Here is a 15,026-nt window from a genome sequence, read left to right on the forward strand (position 1 = left end):
CCTCCCGCGGAGGAGTGGCCGACGGCGCAGGGTCCGGTCCCACGAAGTCGTCCCGGTCGGTCCGGGGTCAGCAGGAGAGAAGAAGGCAGATGTCGCCCACGGGGAAGCTCAAGCTCATCGATCGCGTGAGCGCGATCAACTGGAACCGTCTCGAGGACGAGAAGGACCTCGAGGTGTGGGACCGCCTCGTCGGGAACTTCTGGCTGCCCGAGAAGGTGCCGGTGTCGAACGACATCCAGTCGTGGAACACGCTCACCGCGGAGGAGCAGCAGCTCACGATGCGGGTGTTCACCGGTCTGACGCTGCTCGACACGATCCAGGGCACGGTCGGCGCGGTGTCGCTCATCCCGGACGCGATCACGCCGCACGAGGAGGCGGTGTACACCAACATCGCGTTCATGGAGTCGGTGCACGCCAAGAGCTACTCGTCGATCTTCTCGACGCTGTGCTCGACGCGCGAGATCGACGACGCGTTCCGCTGGTCGGAGGAGAACCCGAACCTCCAGCGCAAGGCCGAGATCGTCATGGAGTACTACAAGGGCGACTCGCCGCTCAAGCGCAAGGTCGCGAGCACGCTGCTCGAGTCGTTCCTCTTCTACTCTGGCTTCTACCTGCCGATGTACTGGTCGTCGCGCGCCAAGCTGACGAACACGGCCGACCTCATCCGCCTCATCATCCGGGACGAGGCCGTGCACGGGTACTACATCGGCTACAAGTTCCAGAAGGGCCTCGAGAAGCTCAGCCCCGAGGAGCGGGACGAGCTCAAGGCGTACACGTTCGAGCTGCTCTTCGAGCTCTACGACAACGAGGTGCAGTACACGGAGGACCTGTACGACGGCGTCGGGCTGACCGAGGACGTCAAGAAGTTCCTGCGGTACAACGCGAACAAGGCGCTCATGAACCTCGGCTACGAGGCGCTCTTCCCCAAGGACGAGACCGACGTCAACCCGGCGATTCTCTCGGCCCTGTCGCCGAACGCGGACGAGAACCACGACTTCTTCTCCGGGTCGGGCTCGTCGTACGTGATCGGCAAGGCCGTGAACACCGAGGACGACGACTGGGACTTCTGAGCCGCTCTCAGGAGCAGCAGGCCGGAGCACGTCGAAGGGGCCCGGAGTCGCAGGACGCTGCGGCTCCGGGCCCCTCGCTCACCGTCCGGCACCGGACGGTTCGAGCGCCGACCTCGCCAGGAAGTCCCTCAGCAGACGGACGAACTCCGGAGCGTGCTCCACCGCCGGCACGTGCCCGCATCGCCCGAGCACGTGCAGGCGGACGTCGCTCAGGTGATCGAGAAGCGGCAGCGCCGTGGTCCTCAGGGGGGTGACGCGGTCCTGCGCGCCGTGGACGAGCAGGACGGGCGCGCGGACCGCGGAGAGCTGGCGCGTCGACAGGGTCAGGTCCTCGGACCACCGCGCCCGGGGCGGCGGGAACATCGACGCGAACGCCTCCGCCCCGGCGCGCATCGCGGCCGCCCGTGCGTCGACGGCCGACCCGGTGACGTGCGCCGGGTCGAGGAACAGCCGGCTCAGCATCTCCCGCGCCCCGGCTCGGTCGGGGGAGGCGGCCCAGACGGCGTCGAGGTCCGCCGACAGGGGCGCCCCCGGTGCGCCCATCGCCGAGACACCCACGACGGACGTGACGTTCCGGGGGCGTGCGGCCGCCAGCGCCAGGGCCACGGCGCCACCCATCGAGTGCCCGACCACGGCGTAGGACTCGAGGCCGAGGGTGTCCATGAGGCCGGCTGCCTGGTCGGTCCACACGCGCAGCCCGCCCCGCGAGCCCGGTGGGAGGGGGGTCTGCCCGAAGCCCGCGTGGTCCGGGGCCACGACGCGCCAGGAAGGGCTCAGGGCATCGATGATCGCTGACCAGGCCCCGGAGCCGGTCGTGCCGGGGCCCGAGCCGTGCAGCATCAGCACCGCCGGCCCCTCTCCGCCCTCGAGCACGTGGACGGGGGAGCCCGCGACCGCGACGGTCCGACGCGTCGTCACCGGAACCTGTGACCGCCGGTCATGCGTCCGCGCCGACCGACTTGTCGAAGACCTCCATCATCACGCGCCCGAACTGCGGCATGTCCGGCCAGCCACGGCACGACACGAGGTTGCCGTCGACGACGTCGGGAGCGTCGACCACCGTCGCGCCGGCGTTCTCCATGTCTCCCGTGATGGGAGGGAAGCAGGCCGTCCGTCGGCCCTTGAGGAGCCCGTAGACCGCGGGGACCTGGGCGCCGTGGCACACCAGCGCGATGGGCAGGTCGCGGGCGAAGAAGTGCTCCGTGATGCGGCGGACGTGGGCGTCGACGCGGATCCACTCCGGTGCGCGGCCGCCGGGGATGATGAGGGCGTCGTACCGCTCGACGTCGACCTCGGCCCACGGCACGTCGACCGGCAGCTTGCGCCCGTTCTTCTCGACGTAGGCGTCGGAGCCGGGGTCGAACTCGTGGATGACGAGCTGGACGTCGCGCGTCGTCCGCGACGACACGTCGACGTCCCAGCCGCCCTCCTGCACGCGGTAGTACGGATACATCGTGTCGAGCTCCTCGGCAGCGTCGCCGGTCAGGAGCAGAGCTCTGGGCACCTGCTTCTCCTCGCACTCGTCGTCGAATGGGATGATCCGATCCGATCGGATCTGCACAGGATTCACCGGGCCGCGCGATCCGTCAACCCCTCGACGCGTCGTCACCACCCGGTTCCTCGTCGAAGAGCCGGCGGATCCGCTCGCCGGACAGCAGGATGTGCCGGCGCATCGCGTAGGCGGCGGCGTCGGGGTCCCGCGCGGCGACCGCCGCGAGGACCTCCTCGTGCTCGCTCGTGGCGAGGTCGGTGACCTGGGCGTCGTAGACCAGCCGGAAGAGGTGCACGTGCGCGTGCATCCGGGCGAGGGCCTCGTGGATCACGCGGTTCCCGCCGCTCCTGGCGACGACGTCGTGGAAGGCGGCGTCGAGCAGCCCGAACTCGCCGTAGGCCGTGTGCCCGTCGGACAGCGTCGCCATCTCGTCCAGCACCGCGCGGAGCCTGGCCAGCTGCTTCGTCGAGGCGCGCTCCGCCGCCATCCGCGCCGCTGCCGGCTCGAGCAGCAGGCGCGCCTCGAGCATGTCCTCGAACCGGTCGCGCGTGATCTGCGGGGGGATCCGGTAGCCGGCGTTGGGGACGCGGACGACGAGGTCGTCCGCCTCCAGGCGGTTCAGCGCGTCCCGGATCGGCGTCTGCGAGACCCCCAGCTCGCGCGCCAGGGCGTCGACGGTGACGCGGGAACCGGGCTCGATCCGCTGCGACATCAGCTGGGTGAGCAGCGTGTCGTAGACCTGGTCGGCGGGCCGCCTGCGAGCCTTCTTCGCCACCGGCTCGCGCCGGTCCTCGTCGGTCCGCTCGTCGCGCTCGTCGGTCGCTAGCGTGTCCACCTCGTGCGGGCTCCTTTCGTGCGCCGGGCAGAAGAACCTGTTGACACCGGCTGTTCGACTGCTCCATGATCTGGATCGGATCGGATCGGATCCGATCGTATCGGAACGAGTGCACCTGTCGTGACCAAGGGCGGTCGCGAATCGACCGCAGTTCTCACTCCACCCACTATCTCCCGGAGTTTCCCATGGGCATCCTCGGTTTTCTGCGCGGGCCGCGAGAGGTCTTGTTCGGCCCAGGGCAGCGGTACGCCCTCGGGACGGTGACCGCGTCCCTCGGGTCCCGCGCCCTCGTCTGCACCGACGCTCGCTTCGGGGGGACGGACGAGTTCGCGGAGCTGGTCCGGCTGATCGAGGGCGCCGGCGTCCACGTGACCGTGTTCGCGGAGGTGCTGCCCGATGTCCCGGTGCACCAGGTGGCCGAGTGCGCCGCGCTCGCGCGCCGCGTGCGGCCCGACGTCGTCGTCGGCATGGGTGGAGGCAGCTGCCTCGACCTCGCGAAGGCGGTGGCCGTGGTGATCGCTCATGGCGGGCAGGCCTCCGACTACTACGGCGAACTCCGCGTCCCGGGCCCGGTGGTCCCCGTGGTCGCCCTGCCCACCACGGCGGGCACCGGGTCGGAGGTGACGCCGGTGGCGGTGCTGACCGACCCCGGGCGCGTCAGCAAGGTCGGCATCTCCAGCCCGCACCTCGTCCCGCACACGGCCGTGTGCGACCCGGAGCTCACGCTCGGGTGCCCCCCGTCGCTCACCGCGAGCGCGGGGGCCGACGCGTTCTCGCACGCGGTCGAGTCGTTCACCGCGGTTCGTCGGACGGCGACCCCGGAGCTCGCCACCGAGCGTGTCTTCGTCGGCAAGAACGCGCTCACCGACACGTACGCGCTCCTGGGGGTGCGCCTGGTCGCGGAGAACCTGCGGCGCGCCGTGGAGGCTCCGGGCGACGCCGAGGCCCGCGAGGCGATGATGCTCGGGGCGACCGCGGGAGGCTTCGCCCTCGGCAGCGCCGGCACCGCCGCGGCGCACGCGCTCCAGTACCCGGTCGGGGCGCTCACCCACACCCCGCACGGGGTCGGCGTCGGCGCCCTCCTGCCGTACGTGATGGAGTACAACCGACCCGCCCGCGTCCCCGAGCTGGCCGCGGTCGCCGTGGCGATGGGTGCGAACCCCGGCGAGTCTCCCGAGGTCCTGGCCGACGAGGCGATCGAGCGGAGCGCCGCGCTGCTGCGGTCCGTGGGGATCCCGTCGACCCTCGCGGAGATCGGCCTGCCGTCCGACCGGCTGCGCTGGACCGCCGAGCAGGCGTTCCAGGCCACGAGGCTGGTCGAGAACAACCCCCGCCCGCTCGACGTCGACGCCCTGGAACGCATCGTGCGTGCCGCGTACTCCGGCGACCGGCGCTCGCTGCGAGAAGAAGCCCGGCCCCAGGCGGCCACGACCACGACGGCAGGTGTGCGATGACGGTTCTCCACGAGACGATGCGTCCGGTTCTCGACGGGCTCGACGTGCCCACCGACCTGCTGGTGGCGGGGGAGCGGCGCGCGTCGGGCAGCGGGCGGCGCATCGACGTGCGCGACCCCGCGACGGGCGAGGTCCTCGCGACCGTGGCCGACGCCGACCTCGACGACGCCCGGGCGGCGGTGGGCGCGGCCGCCGACGCGGCCGCCGCGTGGGCGGCGACCTCTCCCCGCCACCGTGCGGAGATCCTCGTGCGAACGTTCGAGCTGATGACCGAGCGGAGCGAGGACCTCGCCCGCCTGATCGCGCTGGAGAACGGCAAGGCGCTGCCGGACGCGCGGTCCGAGGTGGCGTACGCCGCCGAGTTCTTCCGTTGGTACGCCGAGGAGGGCGTGCGCCTGCGCGGTCAGCTGGGCCGCTCCCCGAGCGGCGCGAACCGGATGGTGGTGACGTACCAGCCCGTCGGGGTCAGCGTCCTCGTCACGCCGTGGAACTTCCCCGCGGCGATGGCGACCCGCAAGATCGCACCGGCCCTGGCAGCGGGATGCACCGCGGTGCTCAAGCCGGCGACGGAGACGCCCCTGACGGCGTACGCCGTGGCGGCGCTGCTGGAGCAGGCGGGGATGCCCCCAGGGGTGCTCAACGTCGTCACGACCTCGACCGCGGGCCCCGTCGTCGAGGCGATGCTGTCCGACCCGCGCACGCGCATGCTGTCGTTCACCGGCTCGACCGAGGTGGGTCGACGGCTGCTGCGCGTCGCCGCGGACCGCGTCCTCAAGTGCGGGATGGAGCTCGGGGGGAACGCCCCGTTCGTCGTCCTCGACGACGCCGACGTGGACGCGGCGGTCGACGGCGCCATGGTCGCCAAGATGCGCAACAGCGGCCAGGCGTGCACGGCCGCCAACCGGTTCCTCGTGGCCGACGCCGTGCACGACGTCTTCGTCGACGGACTCGTCGCCCGGATGGCGGACGTCACGGTCGGCCCCGGCGTCGATGAGAGCACCGGGTGCGGACCGCTCATCAACGCCGACGCGGTCCGCAAGGTCGACGAGCTCGTCCGCGACGCGATCGACCGCGGGGCGCGTGCCGTGCTGGGCGGGGAGCCCGTCGACGGGCCCGGCTGCTTCTACCCGCCGACGGTGCTCGTCGACGTCCCCCGGGACGCGCGCCTCCTGCACGAGGAGGTCTTCGGCCCCGTGGCCCCCGTCGTCCGCGTCGACGACGAGGAGGAGGCGCTCGCCCTGGCGAACGACTCCGAGTTCGGCCTCGTCAGCTACCTGTACACCGGCGACCTGGCCCGCGGCCTGCGGCTCTCGGAGCGGCTCGAGTCCGGGATGGTCGGGCTCAACCGCGGACTGGTCTCCGACCCGGCCGCGCCGTTCGGCGGCACCAAGCAGAGCGGGCTCGGCCGCGAGGGGAGCACGGAAGGTCTCCTCGAGTTCATGGAGGCCCACTACGTCGCCACGTCCTGGTGACGGTGAACGAGCAGTAGCAGCAACAGTCCGGCAACACCGACCCAGGAAGCAGGAGACTCGATGAGGAGCACGATGCGAGCGGGGCACGGATCACTTCCCCGCCGACGGGGGCGGCTGGCGACGGCCGCGGTCCTGATGGCCATGAGCACCGCGGCGGCCACGGCAGCGTGCGGTGGAGGGGGCGGCACCGCGGAGGCGGGCGGTGGCGCCCAGGCGCCGGCGACCGTCCCGGAGCTGACCGACGAACCGCTGACCCTGAGCTTCATCTGGTTCGAGTGGCCCCCGGCCCAGGCACTCGAGGACTTCGCGAACGCGGAGTACACCAAGGAGCGGCCGAACGTGACCGTCGAGGTCAACACCGTGCCGAACGCCAACTGGCACGACGCGATGTTCACGCAGTTCGCGGCACGTCAGACCGACTTCGACATCGCGGTCCTGGACTCGCAGCACATCGGCGAGGCGGTGACGAACGGCAACATCCTCGACATCACCGACTTCATCGAGGGCAACGTCGAGACCGAGGCCTTCGACCCGTACCTCCTGGCCGCGTACGGCCAGTACCCCCAGGCCGAGACGGGCCAGCGGGACGAGGACGCGAGCATGTACGGCCTACCGCTGCTCGGCGACACCTGGACGATGATCTACCGGAAGGACCTCATCGGCGACGAGCCGCCGGCGACGTGGGACGAGATGATCTCCGTCGCGGCGCAGTGCCAGGCCGAGAACCCGGGCGTGAGCGGGCTGGCCTTCCACCAGGCCAACGGCTCCGACGCGGCGGCCGTCACCTACAACACGGTCAACGGTCTGTACGGCGGGAACCTGTGGGACGCCGAGGAGCGCCAGATCGAGGGCGTCATCAACGACGAGGCCGGCCAGAAGGCCATGGACGTCCTGGTCAACGAGATGAAGCCGCTCACCGCGACGGGCTCCGGGAACTGGTTCATCGACGAGGTCAACGCGGCGGTCGCGCAGGGCAAGGCCTGCATCGCGTTCAACTGGATCGCCGCGAGCGGCGGCCTGCTCGACCCCGCGCAGTCGACGCTGGGTTCCACGCGCGAGGAGATCCTCGACAAGCTCGGCTTCGCGACCCTGCCGACCCAGGAGACGGACCTGGTGCCTCTCGGCGGCATGGGGATGCACATCTCGGCGTACGCGCCCGAGGACCGGCAGGCGGAGGCTCTGAACTTCATGAAGTGGTTCCTCCAGGCCGACACCCAGCAGAAGTGGGCCGCGGCGGGCGGCGTGCCGGCCCGCACCGACGCGCTGCAGTCGCCGGAGTTCCTCGAGGCCGGACCGTTCAACCAGGTGTACGCCGACTCCGTGGAGCGCATGCGCGACATGTGGAACGTGCCCGAGTACGCCCGTCTCGTCGACATCGAGAACACGAGCGTGAACGCGGCCCTCAACGGCGCCATGGACCCGCAGGAGGCTCTCGACAGCATCGCCGTCGAGCAGCAGGAGGTCCTGGACTCCGGCGGCAGCGGCGGGCTGTGAACCCATGGTCCTGACGAAGAACTCCCCGGTGCGGGACGGGACGTCGGCGCCGCCCGCACCGGTCCGGCCCCCTCGGCTCGGCGACCGTGGGCTCGCCGTGGCGTTCATCTCCCCGGCGATGCTGCTCCTGCTGGCCATGTCGGTCTTCCCGCTGCTGTGGGCGCTGTTCCTCTCCTTCACCGACTACTCGGCGACGGGCTCCGCACCCGCGGAGTTCGTCGGGTTCGCGAACTACGTCGACGTCCTGACCTCGCCGGAGGTCCGGCAGCGGGCCCTGACGACCTTGGTGTACGTCGTGTGTGCCGTCACCCTGCAGACGGTGCTGGGCTTCGGCATCGCCTACCTCATCTCCCGGCGGACGCGTGGTCGTGGGCTTCTCACCACGCTGTTCCTCGTACCGATGATGCTGTCGCCCGTCGTCGTCGGGCTGTTCTGGCGCTTCATGCTCGACGCGCAGTTCGGCGTCGTCAACAGCGTGCTCGGCTCGCTCGGGATCGAGCCGGTGGAGTGGCTCACCCGCCGCCAGACGGCGATGCTCTCCCTGGTCGTCGTCGACACCTGGCAGTGGACGCCGTTCATCATGCTCATCGCGCTCGCGGGCCTGACCGCGGTCCCCAGGTACCTGTACGAGGCGGCCTCCATCGACCGGGCGTCGGAGTGGTTCCGGTTCCGCAACATCACCCTGCCGCTGGTGTGGCCGCTGCTCCTCATCGCCGTGATGTTCCGTGCGATCGAGGCGTTCCGGATGTTCGACCTCGTCTACATCCTCACCAACGGAGGACCCGGCGTCTCGACCGAGACCTTGTCGTTCCACGTCTACAAGGTCGCGTTCCTCGGGTTCAACACGGGGACCGCGTCGGCCTACGGGATCCTCATGGTGGTCGTCGTCATCGTCCTCGCGCAGCTCTACCTGCGCTACCTGAACAAGCTCAAGGAGGGCTGATGGCACGCTCTGCTGACCTGGCCGTTCGCGTACGGCCCGCACGCAGCCCCCGCGGCCGGGTCCGCAAGTCGGTCGAGGTCGCGCTCCTGGCCGTGCTGGCGGCCGCCATGCTCTTCCCGGTGCTCTGGATGCTCGAGACGTCCGTCAAGGAGAACCGGGACGTCTACGCCGTCCCGGCGAAGTTCTTCGGCTTCGACATGACCCTGGACCACTACCGAGATGTGTTCGTCGCCTCGGGCGGCGGTGCGTCGGACCTCTCCACCGCGCTGCTCAACTCCGTCGTGGTCGCCGGGACGTCCACGATCCTGGCCACCGTGCTCGGGGTCCCGGCGGCGTGGGCGTACTCGCGCTTCACGCTGAGGGCGAAGAAGGACCAGATGTTCTTCATCCTGTCCACGCGGTTCATGCCGCCCGTCGTCGTCGTGATCCCGATCTTCCTCATGTACCGCACGCTCGGGCTCATCGACACCCAGCTCGGCCTGATCCTCATCTACACGGCCTTCAACGTGCCCTTCACGATCTGGATGATGAAGGGCTTCGTCGACGAGGTGCCACCGGAGTACGAGGACGCGGCGATGCTCGACGGTCACACGCGCCTCCAGGCGTTCCGGCGCATCACCCTGCCGTTGCTCGTGCCCGGGATCGCCGCCACCGCCGTCTTCGCCCTCATCTTCTCCTGGAACGAGTTCGTGTACGCCATCTTCCTGACCTCCAGCCAAGAGGTGCGCACCGCACCGCCGGCCATCGCCGGCCTCATCGGCGGCACGACCGTGGACTGGGGGCTCGTGGCTGCCTCCGCCTGCGTGTTCGCGATCCCGGTGCTCGTCTTCGCCTACCTGGTGCGCAAGCACCTCGTCGCCGGCGTCACGCTCGGGGCGGTGCGACGCTGATGGCGGGCATCGAGATCGCGTCCCTGCACAAGCGCTACCCGGACGGGACCGTCGCCGTGGAGGAGGTGGACCTGTCCATCGGCGACGGCGAGCTGTTCGTCATGCTCGGTCCCTCCGGCTGCGGAAAGACCACCACGCTGCGCGCGGTGGCGGGCCTGGAGCGCCAGACGTCGGGCACCATCCACATCGGCGACACGCGCGTCGACGACCTGCCTCCCGGCGGTCGCGACATCGCCATGGTGTTCCAGTTCTACGCGCTGTACCCGCACCTGAAGGCCCGTGACAACGTGGCCTTCCCGCTCCGCGCCGAGGGCGTCCCGGAGCCGGAGGTGCGTCGTCGAGTCGACGAGGCCGCTCGCATGCTGCAGCTCGGTCCGCTGCTGGACCGGCGGCCCACACGGCTGTCGGGCGGGGAGCAGCAGCGGGTCGCGCTGGCCCGTGCCCTGGTGCGGCGGCCGCGCGCCTTCCTCATGGACGAGCCGCTCACGAACCTCGACGCCGAGCAGCGCGCGGACATGCGGTCGCAGATCAAGCACCTACAGAGAGAGCTGGGGGCGACGATGGTCTACGTCACCCACGACCAGGTCGAGGCGATGTCGCTCGGCCATCGGATCGCGATCCTCAACAAGGGCCGCGTGGAGCAGGTCGGCACGCCCACGGAGGTCTACGACCGGCCCGCGAGCCTGTTCTGCGCCGCGTTCATCGGCTCGCCGCCGGTGAACCTCGTGGACGTCGAGGTCGCCGACGGGGCCCTGCGGGGCGGGGGCGGGCTCGCGCTGCCGGTGCCGTCCGGGCTGCCGGACGGTCGTCGGCTGGTCGCCGGCGTGCGGCCCGAGGCGTTGGAGGTCACCGCGCCGGGAGCGGACGGTGCGGTCCGCGGCCGCGTGGTCTCGGCGGAGGCGCTGGGCGACGAGACCATCTACGTCGTCGAGTGCGAGGGGGAGCACGACGTCCGGGTCCGGATGCCCCCGACCGCACGGTTCGCCGCGGACACGCCCGTCGGCGTGCGCCACGTCGGCGGGCCGCCGCCCGTCTTCGACCGCGACTCGGAGAGGTTGGTGGCCTGATGGGAACCGTCGCGACCTACGGGATCAGGAAGGCGTTCGGGGAGGTCCAGGCCCTCGACGGGGTCGACCTGCAGGTGCCGGACGGCTCGTTCTTCGTCGTCCTCGGGCCCTCGGGGGCGGGCAAGACGACGACCCTGCGCGCGATCGCCGGGCTCGACAGGCTCGACGCCGGGTCGGTGCACCTGGGCGGCCGGGACGTGACCGGGGAGTCCCCCGGCGCACGGGACCTGGCCATGGTCTTCCAGAGCTACGCGCTCTACCCCCGGTACACGGTGTTCGAGAACATCGCCTCGCCGCTGCGCGCGCGCCGTGCCTCCGCGAGCGAGATCGCCGCCGCCGTGGACGACGTCGCGCGCCTCCTGCACATCGAACGCCTCCTGCAGCGTCGACCGGCACAGCTGTCCGGCGGCGAGATGCAGCGCGTCGCGCTGGCCCGTGCGCTGGTCCGTCGCCCGCACGCGTTCCTCATGGACGAACCGCTCACCAACCTCGACCTCAAGCTGCGCGTCGAGATGCGGACCGAGCTCACCCGCATCCACCGGCGTCTGGGAGGGACGTTCGTCTACGTGACGAACGACCAGGTCGAGGCGATGTCCATGGCCGACCAGGTCGCCGTGCTCAAGGACGGCGCGGTGCAGCAGGTCGGGACGCCGGCGGAGGTGTACGAGCAGCCGGTCGACCGGTGGGTCGCGAGCTTCGTCGGGAGCCCGCGGATCAGCCTGCTCGAGTGCCACGTCGACGACGACCGGCTGGTCGGGTCTCAGGGCTGGACCCTGCCGCGCCCCCGGGGAGCCGTGGCGGAGCGCGGTCGTCCGCTGCTCCTCGGCCTGCGCGCCGAGGACGTGTCGGTCGAGCGACGGGGAGAGGCGACGGTCGAGGGCGAGGTCTTCGGGCTCGAGCCGCTGGGCGACCACACGCTGGTCGACGTCAAGGTGGGCACGGAGATGCTCACGGTCAAGGCGCGGCCGACGGTCGCGAGCCGACCCGGGGAGCGCCTGTCGGTGACCGTCGACCTGGACCGTGCGCACCTCTTCGACGCGAGCACGGGGTTGGCGCTGTCCGGGGCCGGGCGGTAGGGCTGGACGAGGTCGTGCTCGCTTGCGGTCGCGAGCACGACCCGTTCGCCTCGCCCGGGCGGCGACGGTCCGTCGTCTGCGTGCTCAGTCGTTCGGTCGCGGCTGCGCGCCCTCGACGGGCGGGTCGGCCGACCACGGGAACGTGATCCAGAGGTCGGTGTCCTTCCACGAGTAGTCCGGCTGGATGATCGTGCGCGGCTTGGTGTACAGCACCGCGGACCGCGCCTCCGCCCCGTGGGTGCTCAGCATCTTCATGACCAGGGCGAGCGTGCGGCCGGAGTCCGCGACGTCGTCGACCACGAGCACGTGCGCGCCCGGCAGGTCGGACGTGTCCATGAGAGGTGGCAGCACGCGCGGGTCGGTGAGGGTCTGGCCGATGTCGGTGTAGAACTCGACGTTGAGCGTCCCGACGCCCTTGGTCCCGAGCGCGTACGCGACCGCGCCGCCCGGCAGGAGCCCGCCGCGCGCGACGGCGACGACGACCTCGGGCCGGAACCCGCTCGCCACGACCTGCTCGGCGAGCTCGCGCGCGGCGACGCCGAACGTCTCCCACGTGAGCACCTCGCGCTCGGGCGGCACGGCGGGGTGCGGCGACGACACGTCGTCGGGCACGGCGGGGACCGGGGTCGTGGAGGCGTCCGTCATGCATCGAGAGTACGTCGCGCGACGCGCGGGGCCCGCCCGTCCCGGTCCCGACGGGCCGGGACCCTCGATCCGGACCCACGACCCGTCCCGGACGCGGCGAGGGCCGCACCCCGTGGCGGGGTGCGGCCCTCGTCGGGTCAGGCGGGGGTCACTGCGCGTCGAGGATGTCCACGACGAAGACGAGCGGGGAGTCGGCGGGGATCGTGCCGCTGCCCTGCGAGCCGTAGCCCAGCTCCGACGGGATGACGAGCAGCACCTGGCTGCCCACGGTCTGCCCGGCGAGGCCCTGCGTCCAGCCCGGGATCACCTGCTGGAGCGAGAAGCTCGTGGGGGCGCCGCGGTCCCACGACGAGTCGAAGACGGTGCCGTCGAGCAGCATGCCCGTGTAGTGGGCGGTGACGGTCTGGTCCTCGGTCACGACCGGGCCGCTGCCCTTGATGAGCGTCTGCGCGACGAGCTCGGTCGGGGCCTCGTAGCCCTCGGGGATCTCGATGGTCGGCTTGCCGGTGTCGTCGAGCGTCACGGTCGGCAGGCCCTCGGCGGGCGTGACCGCCTCACCCTCGGCACGCGACGGGATGGTCTTCACGTCGGTGACCTCACCGATGGTGAGGTAGGTGATCGGCTCGCCGGTCGTCTGGTCCGTCGTCGGGTTGGCGAACAGGAAGCGGGTGCCGACCTTCTTGCCGACGACGACGTCGAGGAGCTGCGGGAAGATCGAGTCGTCGATGAGGAGCTGCTCGGGGGAGCCCGTCTCCCACGTCGACCCCATCTTGGAGCCGTCCGTACCGGAGAACGCGGCCGTGTGCATGGTGATCTGCTGGCCCTTGGCGATCTCGTCGCCCTCGCCGTCGTTCAGCGAGATGGCGGCCGCGGCGGAGACCTCGAACGGCTGGTCGAACTCCACGGTGGGCTCGGCGCCCGGGTCGCCGGTGACCGTCACGGCCTCGAGCGCCGCGACGTCCTCGGGCGACGACGTCGCGGCGTCGCTGGCGCCGTCGGTCGCGGACGGGCTCGACGACGTCTCGTCGCCGGAGCCGCCGCCCTCCGAGGCGCAGCCGGAGAGGACGAGGGCGGCGCCCAGGGTGAGCGCGGCGACGCCGCGCAGGGTGCGGTGCTTCACGAGAGGGGGTCCTTCGGTCGGTGGGACGACGCGGGGCCGTCGGGTCTGGGCCGCACCCGCACGACGGCGGTCGTCGGCGTCCCGGGTCGGGGTCGCCTCGCGTCCGCGTGCCGGGTGCAGCACCGGCGCGGACACTCTAGCGGTCCTGCCTGGACTCCCGCTGGGAGCCGCCCCCGCCGTGTGCCCGGGGGAGAATGGGTGCATGCCGTCCCGTCGACCGTCCCGCAAGCGACCGTGGGGAGCGGAGCCCGCGCCCCTCGACCTGGACCGTGCCCTCGGCGGCGCGCGTCGCGAGTCCGGGGCCGACGGCGAGTGGCAGGTCCGCACGGTGCGCGGCGGGTCCAAGACGTACCTGTGCCCGGGGTGCAACCAGGAGATCCCGCCCGGGACGGGGCACGTCGTGGCCTGGCAGGAGGACTCGTTCTTCGGTGCCGAGACGGCGCTCGACCACCGTCGGCACTGGCACACGTCGTGCTGGCAGGCGCGCGGGCGCCGTCGGCCCCGGTAGAGGTCCGCGGCGGAGGAACTAGGCTCGACCACGATGAGCACCGCACCCGAGCCCACCGGGGCCGACGTCCCGGCCGGTCCTACCCCCATCCGGTCCCTGACGGTCCTGCCCGCGCGGCGCGAGGACGTGGAGCTGCACACCGCGGACGGGCTGACGCTCGTCGGCGAGCTCGCGCTCCCGGCGGACCGCGACCCGGTCGCGACCCTGGTCACGCTCCACCCGCTGCCGACGCACGGCGGCTACATGGACTCGCACGTGTACCGGAAGGCCGCGTGGCGCCTGCCCGCGCTCGCCGACCTCGCCGTGCTGCGGTTCAACACGCGCGGGACCTCGTCGCCGCGCGGCACGAGCGAGGGCGCGTTCGACGGCGGCGAGGCCGAGCGCTTCGACGTCGCCGCCGCGATCGAGCTCGCCGAGTTCCGCGACCTGCCGCACCCCTGGCTCGTCGGGTGGTCGTTCGGGACCGAGCTCGCGCTCAAGCACGGGACCGACCCGGCCGTGGAGGGCGCGATCCTCCTGTCGCCGCCGCTGCACCGCGCGACGGACGAGGACCTCGACCGGTGGGACGCGTTCGGCAAGCCGCTCGTCGTGCTCGTCCCCGAGCTCGACGACTACCTGCGCCCCGACGAGGCGCGCCGACGGTTCGCGCGCGTGCGCAACGCCGAGGTGATCGGCGTCGACGGCGCCAAGCACCTGTGGGTGGGGGAGTCGTCCGTGCGGCGCGTGCTCGACGAGATCGTCGGCCACGTCCGCCCCGGGTTCCCGCTGCCCCTGCCGACCGAGTGGTCCGGCGACGCGACCGCGGCCGTGACGGCCGACCGTGACACCGCGGACTCCGACCAGGCGAGCTACGACGCGAGCCGGTCGGACGGCGTCGACGACTGACGCCTCGGCAGGACGGTCGCGGCCGTGGCACGGTGGGACGAGACCTGACGACGGACGCACGACCTGAGGAGGACG

The 15,026-nt window shown here is 71.7% G+C and carries 15 protein-coding genes; 10 read left to right on the forward strand and 5 right to left on the reverse strand.

The annotated features are described in order from the left end of the window. Positions 1 to 89: 89 nt before the first annotated feature. The gene (gene nrdF / locus NHH00_RS14720; RefSeq protein ID WP_253053393.1) at positions 90 to 1,070 is read left to right on the forward strand and encodes a class 1b ribonucleoside-diphosphate reductase subunit beta; all 981 of its coding nucleotides are present in this window, start codon (positions 90 to 92) and stop codon (positions 1,068 to 1,070) included. 78 nt (positions 1,071 to 1,148) lie between these two features. On the opposite strand, the gene NHH00_RS14725 is transcribed toward nrdF, so the two are convergent. The 3 genes from NHH00_RS14725 to NHH00_RS14735 form a co-directional block, all read right to left on the reverse strand. After that, positions 1,149 to 1,988 carry an alpha/beta fold hydrolase gene (locus NHH00_RS14725; protein WP_253053395.1) on the reverse strand — a complete coding sequence of 280 codons (840 nt, stop codon included), beginning with the start codon at positions 1,986 to 1,988 and terminating at the stop codon, positions 1,149 to 1,151. Between the two features lie 19 nt (positions 1,989 to 2,007). Further along, on the reverse strand, positions 2,008 to 2,574 hold the full coding sequence (locus tag NHH00_RS14730) for a DJ-1/PfpI family protein (RefSeq protein WP_253053397.1): 567 nt from the start codon (positions 2,572 to 2,574) through the stop codon (positions 2,008 to 2,010). An 82-nt stretch (positions 2,575 to 2,656) separates the two neighbouring features. Beyond that, a complete protein-coding gene (locus NHH00_RS14735) occupies positions 2,657 to 3,397 on the reverse strand; it encodes a GntR family transcriptional regulator (RefSeq protein WP_253053399.1) in 741 nt (246 codons plus the stop codon). A gap of 185 nt (positions 3,398 to 3,582) precedes the next feature. Here NHH00_RS14735 and NHH00_RS14740 point away from each other — a divergent pair, with 185 nt between their 5' ends. The 7 genes from NHH00_RS14740 to NHH00_RS14770 all read left to right on the forward strand — a co-directional run bounded on the left by NHH00_RS14740 (position 3,583) and on the right by NHH00_RS14770 (position 11,793). Then, positions 3,583 to 4,851, forward strand: coding sequence for an iron-containing alcohol dehydrogenase (locus NHH00_RS14740; protein ID WP_290445369.1), 1,269 nt, complete (start codon positions 3,583 to 3,585; stop codon positions 4,849 to 4,851). Beyond that, positions 4,848 to 6,323 carry an NAD-dependent succinate-semialdehyde dehydrogenase gene (locus tag NHH00_RS14745; protein ID WP_253053403.1) on the forward strand — a complete coding sequence of 492 codons (1,476 nt, stop codon included), beginning with the start codon at positions 4,848 to 4,850 and terminating at the stop codon, positions 6,321 to 6,323. Before NHH00_RS14740 ends, NHH00_RS14745 begins: the two co-directional genes overlap by 4 nt. A gap of 141 nt (positions 6,324 to 6,464) precedes the next feature. Further along, a complete protein-coding gene (locus NHH00_RS14750) occupies positions 6,465 to 7,817 on the forward strand; it encodes an extracellular solute-binding protein (RefSeq protein ID WP_253053406.1) in 1,353 nt (450 codons plus the stop codon). Positions 7,818 to 7,821: 4 nt separating this feature from the next. Next, entirely contained in the window at positions 7,822 to 8,760 is a 939-nt protein-coding gene (locus NHH00_RS14755) for a carbohydrate ABC transporter permease (RefSeq protein ID WP_253053408.1), read from the forward strand. Continuing rightward, the gene (locus tag NHH00_RS14760) at positions 8,760 to 9,650 is read left to right on the forward strand and encodes a carbohydrate ABC transporter permease (protein ID WP_253053410.1); all 891 of its coding nucleotides are present in this window, start codon (positions 8,760 to 8,762) and stop codon (positions 9,648 to 9,650) included. The genes NHH00_RS14755 and NHH00_RS14760 overlap by 1 nt, the downstream gene beginning before the upstream one ends. After that, positions 9,650 to 10,717 carry an ABC transporter ATP-binding protein gene (locus tag NHH00_RS14765; RefSeq protein WP_253053412.1) on the forward strand — a complete coding sequence of 356 codons (1,068 nt, stop codon included), beginning with the start codon at positions 9,650 to 9,652 and terminating at the stop codon, positions 10,715 to 10,717. The genes NHH00_RS14760 and NHH00_RS14765 overlap by 1 nt, the downstream gene beginning before the upstream one ends. Then, on the forward strand, positions 10,717 to 11,793 hold the full coding sequence (locus NHH00_RS14770) for an ABC transporter ATP-binding protein (protein ID WP_253053414.1): 1,077 nt from the start codon (positions 10,717 to 10,719) through the stop codon (positions 11,791 to 11,793). Before NHH00_RS14765 ends, NHH00_RS14770 begins: the two co-directional genes overlap by 1 nt. 84 nt (positions 11,794 to 11,877) lie before the next feature. On the opposite strand, the gene NHH00_RS14775 is transcribed toward NHH00_RS14770, so the two are convergent. Together NHH00_RS14775 and NHH00_RS20780 are read right to left on the reverse strand one after the other, a co-directional pair. Continuing rightward, complete coding sequence (locus tag NHH00_RS14775) at positions 11,878 to 12,438, reverse strand: phosphoribosyltransferase (protein ID WP_253053416.1); 561 nt, start codon at positions 12,436 to 12,438, stop codon at positions 11,878 to 11,880. A gap of 148 nt (positions 12,439 to 12,586) precedes the next feature. Then, entirely contained in the window at positions 12,587 to 13,558 is a 972-nt protein-coding gene (locus NHH00_RS20780) for an FKBP-type peptidyl-prolyl cis-trans isomerase (RefSeq protein ID WP_308202321.1), read from the reverse strand. A gap of 202 nt (positions 13,559 to 13,760) precedes the next feature. Between NHH00_RS20780 and NHH00_RS14785 the strand changes: the two genes are divergently transcribed. Next, complete coding sequence (locus tag NHH00_RS14785) at positions 13,761 to 14,066, forward strand: hypothetical protein (RefSeq protein ID WP_047232918.1); 306 nt, start codon at positions 13,761 to 13,763, stop codon at positions 14,064 to 14,066. Between the two features lie 33 nt (positions 14,067 to 14,099). After that, positions 14,100 to 14,951, forward strand: a complete 852-nt coding sequence (locus NHH00_RS14790; protein ID WP_253053419.1) for an alpha/beta hydrolase — start codon at positions 14,100 to 14,102, stop codon at positions 14,949 to 14,951. The last annotated feature ends 75 nt before the right edge of the window (positions 14,952 to 15,026 follow it).

It is taken from the genome of Cellulosimicrobium cellulans (assembly GCF_024124905.1).
Lineage (GTDB): Bacteria > Actinomycetota > Actinomycetes > Actinomycetales > Cellulomonadaceae > Cellulosimicrobium > Cellulosimicrobium cellulans_G.

Coding starts and splice junctions, on each gene's coding strand:
- NHH00_RS14755 (WP_253053408.1), top strand. CDS start 7,822: ATGGTCCTGACGAAGAACTCCCCGGTGCGGGACGGGACGTCGGCGCCG.
- NHH00_RS14785 (WP_047232918.1), top strand. CDS start 13,761: ATGCCGTCCCGTCGACCGTCCCGCAAGCGACCGTGGGGAGCGGAGCCC.
- NHH00_RS14750 (WP_253053406.1), top strand. CDS start 6,465: ATGAGCACCGCGGCGGCCACGGCAGCGTGCGGTGGAGGGGGCGGCACC.
- NHH00_RS14775 (WP_253053416.1), bottom strand. CDS start 12,438: ATGACGGACGCCTCCACGACCCCGGTCCCCGCCGTGCCCGACGACGTG.
- nrdF (WP_253053393.1), top strand. CDS start 90: ATGTCGCCCACGGGGAAGCTCAAGCTCATCGATCGCGTGAGCGCGATC.
- NHH00_RS14770 (WP_253053414.1), top strand. CDS start 10,717: ATGGGAACCGTCGCGACCTACGGGATCAGGAAGGCGTTCGGGGAGGTC.
- NHH00_RS14760 (WP_253053410.1), top strand. CDS start 8,760: ATGGCACGCTCTGCTGACCTGGCCGTTCGCGTACGGCCCGCACGCAGC.
- NHH00_RS14745 (WP_253053403.1), top strand. CDS start 4,848: ATGACGGTTCTCCACGAGACGATGCGTCCGGTTCTCGACGGGCTCGAC.
- NHH00_RS14790 (WP_253053419.1), top strand. CDS start 14,100: ATGAGCACCGCACCCGAGCCCACCGGGGCCGACGTCCCGGCCGGTCCT.
- NHH00_RS14765 (WP_253053412.1), top strand. CDS start 9,650: ATGGCGGGCATCGAGATCGCGTCCCTGCACAAGCGCTACCCGGACGGG.
- NHH00_RS14740 (WP_290445369.1), top strand. CDS start 3,583: ATGGGCATCCTCGGTTTTCTGCGCGGGCCGCGAGAGGTCTTGTTCGGC.